Source organism: Streptomyces sp. NBC_00328, from assembly GCF_036139655.1.
Taxonomy (GTDB): Bacteria; Actinomycetota; Actinomycetes; order Streptomycetales; family Streptomycetaceae; genus Streptomyces.
The window spans coordinates 5991374-6003292 of the sequence record NZ_CP108013.1 but is presented as its reverse complement, the minus strand read 5'-3'; the positions used below and the strand labels follow the sequence as shown (position 1 = coordinate 6003292).

General features: G+C 71.7%; 10 protein-coding genes. 3 read left to right on the top strand and 7 right to left on the bottom strand.

Features of this window, described 5'->3' with window-relative positions; genetic code table 11:
• Window positions 1-180 precede the first annotated feature (180 nt).
• Window positions 181-1095: a bifunctional helix-turn-helix transcriptional regulator/GNAT family N-acetyltransferase gene (locus tag OG485_RS26405; protein ID WP_328671016.1), complete on the top strand. Its 915-nt coding sequence runs from the start codon at window positions 181-183 to the stop codon at window positions 1093-1095.
• 20 nt (window positions 1096-1115) lie between these two features.
• Here the strand turns inward: OG485_RS26405 and OG485_RS26400 are convergent, their stop codons facing one another.
• The 5 genes from OG485_RS26400 to OG485_RS26380 all read right to left on the bottom strand — a co-directional run bounded on the left by OG485_RS26400 (window position 1116) and on the right by OG485_RS26380 (window position 7286).
• Window positions 1116-2123 carry a hypothetical protein gene (locus tag OG485_RS26400; protein WP_328671015.1) on the bottom strand — a complete coding sequence of 336 codons (1008 nt, stop codon included), beginning with the start codon at window positions 2121-2123 and terminating at the stop codon, window positions 1116-1118.
• Window positions 2124-2516: 393 nt separating this feature from the next.
• On the bottom strand, window positions 2517-3506 hold the full coding sequence (locus OG485_RS26395) for a malate dehydrogenase (protein WP_326785946.1): 990 nt from the start codon (window positions 3504-3506) through the stop codon (window positions 2517-2519).
• Window positions 3507-4185: 679 nt separating this feature from the next.
• Entirely contained in the window at window positions 4186-5103 is a 918-nt protein-coding gene (locus tag OG485_RS26390; protein WP_328671014.1) for a helix-turn-helix domain-containing protein, read from the bottom strand.
• Window positions 5104-5494: 391 nt separating this feature from the next.
• Window positions 5495-6055, bottom strand: a complete 561-nt coding sequence (locus OG485_RS26385; RefSeq protein ID WP_328674652.1) for a DUF3017 domain-containing protein — start codon at window positions 6053-6055, stop codon at window positions 5495-5497.
• A 376-nt stretch (window positions 6056-6431) separates the two neighbouring features.
• Window positions 6432-7286: a bifunctional methylenetetrahydrofolate dehydrogenase/methenyltetrahydrofolate cyclohydrolase gene (locus tag OG485_RS26380; protein ID WP_081218974.1), complete on the bottom strand. Its 855-nt coding sequence runs from the start codon at window positions 7284-7286 to the stop codon at window positions 6432-6434.
• Between the two features lie 334 nt (window positions 7287-7620).
• On the opposite strand from OG485_RS26380, the gene OG485_RS26375 reads away from it, so the two are divergent.
• Window positions 7621-8256, top strand: a complete 636-nt coding sequence (locus tag OG485_RS26375) for a hypothetical protein (protein ID WP_328671013.1) — start codon at window positions 7621-7623, stop codon at window positions 8254-8256.
• An 88-nt stretch (window positions 8257-8344) separates the two neighbouring features.
• Here OG485_RS26375 and purH read toward each other — a convergent pair whose 3' ends face one another.
• Together purH and purN are read right to left on the bottom strand one after the other, a co-directional pair.
• Window positions 8345-9934, bottom strand: a complete 1590-nt coding sequence (gene purH, locus OG485_RS26370; protein ID WP_328671012.1) for a bifunctional phosphoribosylaminoimidazolecarboxamide formyltransferase/IMP cyclohydrolase — start codon at window positions 9932-9934, stop codon at window positions 8345-8347.
• Window positions 9931-10551, bottom strand: coding sequence for a phosphoribosylglycinamide formyltransferase (purN, locus tag OG485_RS26365; RefSeq protein ID WP_328671011.1), 621 nt, complete (start codon window positions 10549-10551; stop codon window positions 9931-9933). The genes purH and purN overlap by 4 nt, the downstream gene beginning before the upstream one ends.
• A gap of 471 nt (window positions 10552-11022) precedes the next feature.
• Between purN and OG485_RS26360 the strand changes: the two genes are divergently transcribed.
• On the top strand, window positions 11023-11892 hold the full coding sequence (locus OG485_RS26360; RefSeq protein ID WP_328671010.1) for a hypothetical protein: 870 nt from the start codon (window positions 11023-11025) through the stop codon (window positions 11890-11892).
• The last annotated feature ends 27 nt before the right edge of the window (window positions 11893-11919 follow it).

Below are 11919 nucleotides of genomic sequence, written 5' to 3'. Positions count from 1 at the left end.
CTGCCCCTCGGCCCCGGCCGCATGCGCGATCCGGCATCCGAAGTGCGGCGGGTCACTGAAAAATCCCCCGAAAAGCGACAAGGCGGGACGCGGGAACCGATGGACAGCCGCGCTTTCCTTTGACTAAAGTCAAGGAAAGAGGCAGCCATGGACCCGAGCCGGACAGAGAGCCGAAGGACGATGGAGCCAGTGTCAGCGGACCAGGTGACGGCGCTGCGGCGGTTCAACCGCTACTTCACGCGGCGCATCGGAGCCCTCGACGACCACTACCTCGGCCAGGACCGCCCGCTCGGGGAAGCCCGGCTGCTGTTCGAGATCGGCGGGACGGGAGCCTCCCTGCGCGAGCTGCGGGCCAGACTCGGGCTGGACGCCGGGTACTTGAGCCGGATGGTGCGGGCCCTGGAGACACAGGGCCTCGTCCGTCTGAGTGTCCATCCCGGTGACAGCCGACTGCGGGTAGCCGACCTCACGGCCGCCGGGCGGGCCGAGATCAAGGAGCAGAACCGGCTGGCCGACACACTCGCCGCGGGGCTGCTCAGCGGTCTCGACGCTCCCCGGCGGGCGGAACTGACCACGGCCCTGGACACCGCCCACCGGCTGCTCCGGCTCGCCGCGATCACCGTCGAGACGGTCGACGGCGCCTCCCCCGACGCCCGCGCCTGCCTCGACGCGTACGCGGCCGACATCGACGAACGGTTCCCCGAGGGCTTCGACCCCGCCACCCTCGTCCGGCCCCACGAGGTGTCGGGCGACGCGGGCGCCTTCCTCGTCGCCTACGAGGAGGGCCGCCCCGTGGGCTGCGGGGCACTGCGCCGTCTCGGCCCCGGGGCGGGCGAGATCCGGCATGTGTGGGTGGACCCCGGGGCCCGTCGGCTGGGCCTCGGGCGCCGCATCCTCGACGGCCTCGAACAGCGGGCCGTGGAGCGCGGGTTCACCGTCGTACGACTCGACACGCACGCCGCGCTCACCGAGGCCCAGGAGATGTACCGGGCGTGCGGATACACGGAGATCCCGCGCTACGACGACAACGTCTACGCGGCGCGCTGGTTCGAGAAGCGGCTGCCCGCAGCCGGCCAGGAACCTCGCGCGCGCTAGAGGCAGCCGGTCGGCCGGCGTCAGGCGGCGTTCGTACAGGCGGCGCCGGTCGGACAGAAGGAGTTCACGGCCGTCGCGAGCTGCCCGGACATGTCCGTGCCCGGCGGGCCGCTCGCGACGATGGCGTACGGAGTGCCGTCGGCGGCCTGGAAACGATGGTCGGTGGTCCGGGTGGCTCCGTACCGCTTGTCGTAGTAGCTGTAGCTGAACTCCGTCCAGCCGGTGCCGGACCGCCGGTCCAGGTACTGGTAGTCCCTGGCCCCCTGCGCGATGCCCTCGGCCTGCGCCGAGGAATCCGCCGCCGAGGGTTCCATGATCTCGAACACCAGGAGCCTGCGGTTTCCGTCGGGCGCCGTGTAGGTGACGACGGGCGCCAGCTTGCCCTGCTTCTCCTCGCGCGCCCAGCCGTCCGGCACGTCCACGGTGTAGCCGACCGGATCGACCGAGCGGCTGTACCCGGGAGCCGGTGCCGGGGCGGTGGTCACGGCCGGGGCGGTGTACACGCCCTCGCCGCCGGAGCTGTTGGAGGTCTCCGGGACCGAGCCGGGCTGCGACGCCGTGACGGTGACCGAGGGCGTGGAAGGGTGCGCGCCCGAATGTCTCGCCGAGTCGCCCCGGGTCAACGCCCACAGTCCGCCGCCCACACCGCCCGCCAGCACGGCCACGGTCACGATCACCAGGAGCAGCCGCCGCGAGTCACCGGACCCGGGCGGCCGGCCACCGCCCCCGGGCGGCACAACGCCGCCGGGCCATGTCTGCGGCTGGGACTGCTGGTGCGACCAGGCGGCCTGGGCCTGCTGCTGGGACTGGGCCCATTGCTGCTGTTGCCCGTGCGGCGGCTGTGGCGGCGCGGAGCCCGCGGGCGGATAGGCGTCGGGCCGCAGCGGGCCCGCCTGCGTGGCCGCCGCCCACCACTGGTCCCCGGCCGGCGGCGCTCCGCCGGCGTCCACACCGTCCTGGACCCCGTCCGTCCGGCCCGTACCGTCGTCGACCCATTGCCGACGGTCCGCGTCCCATCGCTGCGCCATCCCGTCACCCCCGCTCCCCGTCGGCCCCACCCGACGGCCCGATCTCGGCGCGCTTCCCGCCGAACCCCTGCCGCGCCCTTGCCCCCGGCGGACCGTACGTAACGACGATAGTGAGGTTTCCGCCATCAGCACCCCTTTTTATGCCGACAAAGCACATACGTTCGATACGTACTTTCCGTACGCCCGAACACCACTCCGCGACGACCCTGACGCCGCTGACGGCAGAAAGCGCGCCGAGGCAGGCTTTCTGCGAGCGGAGACGTGGGAAGCGCCGGCTCCGGACACACCGATGCCCGGGTGGTGATCACCACCCGGGCATCGCGCGTACAGCGGTGGAGCGAACGCCGCCGAGCCGGACGCCTACCGGTCCCGCTCAGCTCGGTTCGCGCCGGATCAGATCAGGCCGAGGGAACGGACCGCCTCGCGCTCCTCCTCGAGCTCCTTGACGGAGGCGTCGATGCGGGTGCGGGAGAACTCGTTGATGTCCAGGCCCTGGACGATCTCGTACCGGCCGTCCTTCGTGGTGACGGGGAAGGAGGAGATGAGACCCTCCGGCACGCCGTACGAACCGTCCGACGGGATACCCATGGAGGTCCAGTCGCCCTCGGCGGTGCCGTTGACCCAGGTGTAGACGTGGTCGATGGCGGCGTTGGCGGCCGAGGCGGCCGAGGACGCGCCACGGGCCTCGATGATCGCCGCACCGCGCTTGGCGACGGTCGGGATGAACTCCTCCGCGAGCCACTTCTCGTCGTTGACGACCTCGGCGGCGTTCTTGCCGTCGACCGAGGCGTGGAAGATGTCGGGGTACTGGGTGGCGGAGTGGTTGCCCCAGATGGTCAGACGCTTGATGTCGGCGACCGTGGTGCCCGTCTTCTTCGCGAGCTGGGTCAGCGCGCGGTTGTGGTCCAGACGGGTCATGGCGGTGAAGCGCTCGGCGGGTACGTCCGGAGCAGCGGCCTGGGCGATCAGCGCGTTGGTGTTCGCCGGGTTGCCGACGACCAGGATCTTGACGTCGTCCGCGGCGTTGTCGTTGATGGCCTTGCCCTGCGGCTTGAAGATGCCCCCGTTGGCGGAGAGCAGGTCACCGCGCTCCATGCCCTTGGTACGGGGGCGGGCGCCGACGAGCAGACCGACGTTGGTGCCGTCGAAGGCGACGTTCGGGTCGTCCGTGATGTCGATGCCCTGAAGCAGCGGGAAGGCGCAGTCGTCGAGCTCCATCGCGGTGCCCTCGGCGGCCTTCAGGGCGGGCGTGATCTCCAGGAGGCGCAGCTTGACCGGCACGTCCGCGCCGAGCAACTGGCCGGAGGCGATGCGGAAGAGCAGGGCGTAACCGATCTGGCCGGCCGCGCCGGTGACGGTGACGTTCACGGGAGTGCGAGTCATGGCGTTCTCCGTATGACAGCTGGCGGTGGGGCGTCCCTGCCCCGGGTGCAGGATCGTCCCCTGCAACCACCGCAATGATCGATCAAAGATCCCGATGATCGATCTCTCGGCGTCAAGAGAGATCCGCCGCCAGGCTATCGCGCATCCGGGACGCCGGACGTCAGGGTCCGTGTGGCCCACCCCACAGATGGCCCGCGGATCCCCCGGGCAGGCGGTCGCCGGGCTCGGGAGAGGGTGAACTCGGCGACCGCCAAAGGGGTTACCGGACACTCCGGGAAGGGATCTCCCCCCTCCCGACAGCACCGGATCCCGTGGGGGTACGGGCCGCCTGCCCCCGCAGAACCAACTCAATCCCCCAAACCCGAAGTTTCCTCCGCCCGGCCCACAGGCGTTCCTTCGCCCCCTCCGCCCCAGACCCCGCTCCTCAAACGCCGGAGGGGCTGAAAATCACGCCCCCGAGGGGACAGCACCCAAGCCACCGCACACCCGCAGCCGGGAACGCACGGGAGGGGCCGTGCCGGTACATCAGATGCCCGTCGCTTACGCCCGGATCGAGCAACGGCTCCCTCCCAAACCCACGTCTGATCCAACGGCGACGGGCGGATGTACCGGCACGGCCCCGACCCGCAACGCACCCGCACCCGCACCCGCCAGCGCACCCGCCAGCGCAAGCGAACCGCTACGCGGTACACCCCGCCCGCCCCGACCCCAGCGTCACGCAGGCCTTCGCGTCACCGGCGCCCTTCACCACGACCATCGGCGTGTACGTGTCCACGTCCGTGCCCACCACAGCCGTCCGCTTCGCCCCGGCCCCCGCCGACACCTCGACCCGGTCCCCCGCCGCCGCCCGCGCGACACGGGCCCAAGCCGCCCCGCACGTCTTGCTGTAGCGCACCTCCACCAGCGTGGTCCCCACCGTCACGCTGGTCGCCGTCGTGGCCAGCCGGCCGCCGCAGCCCATCTTCTCGGGGTCCTTCCCCGCGCAGGAGACCCCACCGCACTTCACCCCGGGCGGCAGAACGGGCCGCGGACTCACGGAGGCCGCCGGCGTCTTCGGCGTGGCGCCCGGGTCCTTCTTCCCCCCACCGTCGGTGAGCCAGACAGTGGCCGCGACGACGGCCAGGGTCCCCACGACACCGGCGACGAACATCGTCAGCCGCCGCTTCCGCCGCGCGGAGCCCTCACCCCGTCCGGCCCCGGGCGGCCGCGCGTCCTGCGGCTCCGGCGCCCCGGCCGCGGGAGCCGGTACCACCGGACCGAACTCCCCCGGCACGGCCCGCGCCCGGGAGATCCGTATCGCCTCCATCGTCGTGTCGTGGCGGGTCTCCGAACGGCTCCACGCACGCTCGGCCAGCTCCCACATGGTCGCCAGATGCACGGGGTTGGCCCCGGTCACCTCGGCCAGCGCGACGACCGCCCCCTTGGGCGCGAGCAGCCCGGCGTTCAGGTAGCGCTCCCAGGATGTCCTGCTGTAGCCCGTACGGTCGGCCACGGCCGCCACGCCCAGCCCGCTCCGGTCGACGAGCAGTCGAAGCTGTCCGACCAACTCCGTGACCCGCGGGTCGAGTTCGCCCGGCAAGGCCTTCCAACGAGGCATCGATTCCCCCACTCCCCCAGTACACGCCAGTGTTCCACCAGTACAGACCACAGGGCAGAGGACAAGGCGGCGAGGGCGGCAACGACGGCTGCGAGAGCCGGAGTCGTACGGTTCCCGTCATACGGCGCGCACACCGTGCCGGAATGGTCACTTCCGTGCCACAGCGGACGGCAAGCTGTTGAACAGCCCGTTCTCGTGCACAAGGGTTGACCCCGGGCGGAACACTCGCCCGATCGCGGCCCGTCCTTGACTCGGGGGAGAGGACGGGCCGCCCTCATTCCCGAGAACGACGAGGCCCGCCCTCCCCGAAGGAGAGGACGGGCCACCGGCACACACCGCCGGGCCGGCACACACCGCCGGGCCGGCACGCACGCGCGTGCCGGCCGCGGTTTCAGCGGACCGTGAAGTGCAAGGTGTCGTCGAGGAACGGGATCTCCAGCAACGGGTCGGGCTGGGCCATCAGCGCGAGCACCACGATGGCGATGCCCAGGACGCTGTAGGTGAGCATGTCCGTGAAGCGGGAGCGGACCGCGAGCATGCCGACACTGGGCAGCATCCATCGCATGACGGCACCCGCGAGCAGCGCGGCGCCGATGAGGATCGTGCCGACGCGGAACACGTCGAGCGCGGTGAGCAGCAGGCCGAGCGCGACGGCGGACAGCACGGTGAGGATGGGCCACTGGCGCGCGGGCGCCGGGGCGTCCCCGGACGCGGCCCGGCCGCCGCCCTCGGGCCGTGCGGTGTCCCGGGTGAACAGCGGGAAGCGCCGTGTGGTGCGCCGCGGCTCGCCCTGGGCGTCGGGCGCGCTGATCGCGTCCCGGACGGTCATCCCGTCCGGCCCGTCGCCCTCAGCCGCGCCCCCGGCCTCACCGGCAACGTCAGCCTCGGCTCCGGACTCGGCATCAACCCCGGCTCCGGACTCGGTGTCACCCTCGGCCTCAGCCGCGGACACGGCCCCAGAGCCGGCCCCGGCCCCAGCCGCGGCATGAACCTCGGTCTCCGCCCCGGCCTCTGTCTCGGTCTTCGACTCGGTCCCGGTCTCGATCTCGCTCTCCTTCTCGGACGCGGACCGCACACCGGCCCCGGCCCCCCGACCGTCAGAGCCCCCGGCCACGGAACCACCCTCCGACCCCGCACCCGCGGAAGCGGAGGCCCCACCAGCCGCAGAAGCAGAAGCGGAGACCCCGCCGGAAGCAGAAGCCCCCGCGGAAGCGGAACCCGAGTCATGCCCCCCGGTGACAGCGGCGCGCAGCGCGCTCTCCGCCTCCCGCACGGCCGACTCGGTGCCGCCGCGCGCCGCGCCGGCCCCGGACTCGTGGGTGTTGCCGTCAGCCGACACTGCGTTCCGCCGCTTCCACCACGTTGACGAGCAGCTGGGCCCGGGTCATCGGGCCGACACCGCCCGGGTTCGGGGAGATCCAGGCGGCGACCTCGGCGACGTCGGGGTGGACGTCGCCGACGATCTTGCCCTCGGCGCTGCGCGAGACACCGACGTCGAGGACGGCGGCCCCCGGCTTCACGTCCTCGGCCCGGATGAGGTGCGCGGAGCCCGCGGCGGCGACGATGATGTCGGCGCGCTTGAGGTGCGCGGAGAGGTCACGGGTGCCGGTGTGGCACTGGGTGACCGTGGCGTTCTCGCTGCGCCGCGTCAGCAGCAGCGGCATCGGACGCCCGATGGTCACACCGCGGCCGACGACCACGACCTCGGCGCCCTTGATCTCCACGCCGTAGCGGCGCAGGAGCGTGAGGACGCCGTTGGGGGTGCAGGGCAGCGGGGCGGGCTCGTTGAGGACGAGACGCCCGAGGTTCATCGGGTGCAGGCCGTCCGCGTCCTTGTCCGGGTCCATCAGTTCCAGGATGCGGTTCTCGTCGATGCCCTTGGGGAGCGGCAGCTGGACGATGTAGCCGGTGCAGGCGGGGTCCTCGTTCAGCTCGCGGACCACCGCCTCGATCTCTTCCTGCGTCGCGGTCGCGGGCAGTTCGCGCTGGATGGAGGCGATGCCGACCTGGGCGCAGTCGCGGTGCTTGCCGGCGACGTACTTCTGGCTTCCGGGGTCGTCCCCGACCAGGACCGTCCCGAGGCCGGGCGTGACGCCCTTCTCCTTCAGGGCCGCCACGCGGACGGTCAGGTCGGACTTGATCGCGGCTGCGGTGGCCTTGCCATCGAGAATCTGGGCGGTCATGCCCCCCATCCTCCCGGATGACGCGGTCCAGGTTCCAATCCGGGGCCACTGGGGCCCCGCAACAGCCGTTCAGCGGCCGTTCTGTGGCTTTTCCGTTGCCTTTCGGCCGCCGCCCGGAAGTCGCCGTGTGCCCGATTCACCCGTATCCGGCCATGATCACTCATGTTGCACTTGGACAACACATACGGAATGGCGCTGGACAAGTAAGAGAGTGCTAAAGAACGATGAGAACCACAGTGTCGCGGGCAGTACCGGGGGGACGGACCGCTCTGTAGAAATTCCTCCGAACCGTGCCGCGCGTAGTCCCCGCATCAGGCAACGGAGGAAACCCGCCATGAGTTTCGGCGACCCGAACAACCCTTACGGCCCGCCGCCGCAGCAGCCTCCCGCCGCACCGCCGGGCGCTCCCGGTTACGGGTACCCGCAGGCCCCGCCGACCGTGCCCCCGCAGGGCTACGGCTACCCGCAGCAGCCCGGATACCCCGGCTACCCGGCGGGCAACATGATGCCGCAGACCATGCCGGGCCTGATGATGACCGCCCGCGTGCTGCTCTTCATCGTGGCGGGCGTGCAGGTCCTGATGGGCATCGGCTTCATCTTCGGCGCCGCGACCATCAACGACGTCTCCAACTCGGGCGAGGACACCTTCGGCAGCAACGGCCTGTCGGACATCGGCCACGCCTCCGCGGGCATCTTCTTCGTGATCGCCCTGATCGTGCTCGGCCTCGCGGGTCTGTCGATCACTCTGGGGGTCAAGTTCACCAGAGGCGGCCAGGGCATCCGGATCACCACCATGGTCTACGGCATCCTGGGCGCCCTGCTCGGCTTCCTCGCCCTGATCAACGCGGCGGACGTCGGCTCCTCCGCGTCGCTGCTGTTCGCGCTGCTGTGGGTCGGCTTCGGCGGTGTGATGGCGGCGGCGATGATCGCGCCGTCCGGCGCCGCGTGGTTCAACCGTCCCCGCTACTGAACCGAACGTTCCGGTAAGCACCGGTACGCACCGAGGGCCGTGTCCCACCCTGTGAAGGGGGACACGGCCCTCGCGTATCGGCGACGGATCAGTGGAAGAAGTGCCGCGTCCCGGTGAAGTACATCGTGATGCCGGCCTTCTTCGCGGCCTCCACCACCAGCTCGTCACGGACCGAGCCGCCGGGCTGGACCACGGCCTTGACGCCCGCGTCGGCGAGGATCTCCAGGCCGTCGGGGAACGGGAAGAACGCGTCCGAGGCGGCGTAGGAGCCACGGGCGCGCTCGGCGCCGGCCCGCTCGACCGCGAGCTTCGCGGAGTCGACCCGGTTGACCTGGCCCATGCCGACGCCGACGGAGGCGCCGTCCTTGGCGAGCAGGATCGCGTTGGACTTCACCGCGCGGCAGGCACGCCAGGCGAAGGCCAGCTCGTCGAGCTCGCCCTCGCCCAGGGCGTCACCGGTCGCCAGCGTCCAGCTCGCCGGGTTGTCGCCCGCGGCCTGGAGCCGGTCGGTGACCTGGAGCAGCGCGCCGCCGTCGACGGGCTTGATCTCGACCGGGGCGGCCGGCGCCTGGTGGGCCCGCAGCACGCGGATGTTCTTCTTCTTGGTGAGGGCCTCGAGAGCGCCGTCCTCGTACTCGGGCGCGACGATGACCTCGGTGAAGATCTCCGCGACCTGCTCGGCCATCTCCTTGGTGACCGGACGGTTGACCGCGATCACACCGCCGAACGCGGACAGCGGGTCGCAGGCGTGCGCCTTGCGGTGCGCCTCGGCGACGTTCGACGCGACCGCGATCCCGCACGGGTTGGCGTGCTTGATGATCGCGACGCAGGGGTCCTCGTGGTCGTACGCGGCACGGCGGGCGGCATCCGTGTCCGTGTAGTTGTTGTACGACATCTCCTTGCCGTGCAGCTGCTCCGCCTCGGCCAGACCGCCGGTGCCGGAGGTGTAGAGCGCGGCCGGCTGGTGCGGGTTCTCGCCGTAGCGCAGCGTGTGCGCGCGCTCCCAGGTGGCACCGAGGAAGTCGGGGAACTGCGAGTCGTCGACCGGCGCGTAGGAGGAGGCGAACCAGGAGGCGACGGCGACGTCGTACGCGGCCGTGTGCTGGAACGCCTCACCGGCGAGCCGCTTGCGGGTGTGCAGGTCGAAGCCGCCGCTCCGGACCGCGGTGAGCACGTCGCCGTAGCGGGCGGGGCTGGTGACGACGGCGACGGAGGGGTGGTTCTTGGCCGCGGCGCGGACCATCGAGGGACCGCCGATGTCGATCTGCTCGACGCACTCGTCGGGGGTCGCCCCGGACGCCACCGTCTCCTTGAACGGGTAGAGGTTGACGACGACGAGGTCGAAGGGCTCGACACCGAGCTCGGCGAGCTGCTGCCGGTGGCTCTCCAGGCGCAGGTCGGCGAGGATCCCGGCGTGGACCTTGGGGTGCAGGGTCTTGACCCGGCCGTCCAGGCACTCGGGGAAGCCGGTCAGCTCCTCCACCTTGGTGACGGGCACTCCGGCCGCGGCGATCTTCGCGGCGGTGGACCCGGTGGAGACGAGCTCGACGCCGGCCGCGTGCAGCCCGCGGGCCAGCTCCTCGAGACCGGTCTTGTCGTACACGCTGACGAGCGCGCGCCGGATGACCCGCTTGGTGCCCTCGGTGCTCTCGGCCGTGACTGTGCTGTCGGCGGTCACTGGATAACTACCTTTCGTCCCTCAATGCGATAGCCGTTGCGGGCGAGCCGCCCCACGACATCGACGAGCAGCATGCGCTCGACTTCCTTGATGCGCTCGTGCAGAGCGCTCTCGTCGTCCTCGTTGCGGACCTCGACCACGCCCTGGGCGATGATCGGTCCGGTGTCGACGCCGTCGTCGACGAAGTGGACGGTGCAGCCGGTGACCCGGGCTCCGTACGCGAGCGCGTCACGGACGCCGTGGGCGCCGGGAAAACTGGGGAGCAGCGCGGGATGGGTGTTGACGAACCGTCCGCCGAACCGGGCGAGGAATTCCTTCCCCACGATCTTCATGAACCCGGCGGACACGACGAGATCGGGCTCGTACGCGGCGGTCGCCTCGGCGAGCGCGAGATCCCACTCGTCCCGGCTGCCGTGGTCCTTGACCTTGCACACGAAGGTCGGGAGCCCGGCACGCTCGGCCCGCGCGAGCCCCTCGATGCCGTCCCGGTCGGCTCCGACGGCCACGATCTCGGCACCGTAGGCCGCTGAGCCGGCCTCCGCGACGGCGTCGAGCAGTGCCTGCAGATTCGTACCTGATCCGGAGACCAGCACGACGAGGCGCTTGGTCTTGGCCACGAGAGGGCCCTTTCTCGGGGGAGCGTTTGTACGGTCGTACGAATGCTTCGCGCCCCGGGATACGGGGAAGTCTACGAAGCGGCCGACCGTCAGCAACGATACCGGCACACCGGGCGGCCCCCACGGGACGGGGGCGAGGCCGGAAGGTAGCGTCTGTGGAGGATCCACCCGGGAACGCCTCCGGCACGGGGAACGCCCTGTGCGCGCGAGACGTTGATCCGGGACCAGGACGAACGTCCGGGGCACGGCCCCGGCACCACCCGCGGCTCGGGTTCCGGAGACCTCCGGAGCGCGCGTCCGGGGGTACGAAACTCGGGGCGCGAGTCCGGAGTGCGAAGCTCGGGGCGTCAGTCCGGGGCGGACCGGCCCGAGGCGTCAGCCCGGGAGGACCGGCTCGGGGCGCGCGTCGCGAGCGCGAAACTGTGTGAACACGCCGCCTGCCAGAACCACCAAGGGGAAGACGCTCACCTGATGCCGGACCGCAGTCTCCGACTCCCTCCGCTCCTGCTGCGCGAGCGGCGCTCTTCGTCCACCCCGCCGAGGCCGGGCGAGGACGGCTCCACAAGCGGGCCCGGCTCCGCGGACGGGAACGGCGGCGGCTCGGCGGGCGGCGGCGGCCCCTCGGACGAGCGCGGACCCGACGCGCCCGACACTCCCCCGTCCGGCCCGTCGGCTCCCTCGAACCAGGACGACAACCCGTTCGCGCCGCCGCCGGAGGGGACACCCGACCGGCCCTGGCAGCCGCGCCGGCACGGACAGGGCTCGGGCGAGAACGACGGGGACGGACAGCAGGGCTCCGGGCACTCGCCCTGGGGCAGCCAGTGGAGCGACCGGCAGCCCGGTCCCTCCAGCGGCGGCGGTTTCGGCGACCGGCCGGGCGCGCCGCAGGGGCAGCAGGGCGGCCCCGAAGGTCCTGGCGGCACGCCGGGCGGTGGCATGCGCTGGGACCCCACGGACCCGGCCCAGCGCCGCGCCCGTTACGCACTGCTGTCCGGGATGTGGGCGTTCTTCTTCGTCCTCTTCGGCTGGCCGTACGTGGCCCTGCTGCTCGGGGCGCTCGCCCTGTACTGGGGCGGCAGCGCCCTGCGTTCCAAGGCGCGTACACCGGACCCCGACACCCCGGCCCCCGATCCGAACACCCGCCCGCAGAGGACCGCCGCGGTGAGCGGCATCGTCACCGCGTCGCTGGCCATCGTGCTGGTCGCCGGGGTCTTCACCGCCCACCTCGTCTACAGCGACTACTACTCCTGCACGAACGACGCGCTGACGACCGCCGCGAAGAAGTCCTGCAACGACCTTCTCCCGAAGGACCTGCGCGGACTGCTGGGCACCCACGACTGACGGCCGGCCTCCCGCCCGGACCGTCCC

Excerpts from the sequence above, each read along its gene's own strand:
- OG485_RS26405 (WP_328671016.1), top strand. The coding sequence starts at position 181 with ATGGAGCCAGTGTCAGCGGACCAGGTGACGGCGCTGCGGCGGTTCAAC.
- OG485_RS26400 (WP_328671015.1), bottom strand. The coding sequence starts at position 2,123 with ATGGCGCAGCGATGGGACGCGGACCGTCGGCAATGGGTCGACGACGGT.
- OG485_RS26395 (WP_326785946.1), bottom strand. The coding sequence starts at position 3,506 with ATGACTCGCACTCCCGTGAACGTCACCGTCACCGGCGCGGCCGGCCAG.
- OG485_RS26390 (WP_328671014.1), bottom strand. The coding sequence starts at position 5,103 with ATGCCTCGTTGGAAGGCCTTGCCGGGCGAACTCGACCCGCGGGTCACG.
- OG485_RS26380 (WP_081218974.1), bottom strand. The coding sequence starts at position 7,286 with ATGACCGCCCAGATTCTCGATGGCAAGGCCACCGCAGCCGCGATCAAG.
- OG485_RS26375 (WP_328671013.1), top strand. The coding sequence starts at position 7,621 with ATGAGTTTCGGCGACCCGAACAACCCTTACGGCCCGCCGCCGCAGCAG.
- OG485_RS26360 (WP_328671010.1), top strand. The coding sequence starts at position 11,023 with ATGCCGGACCGCAGTCTCCGACTCCCTCCGCTCCTGCTGCGCGAGCGG.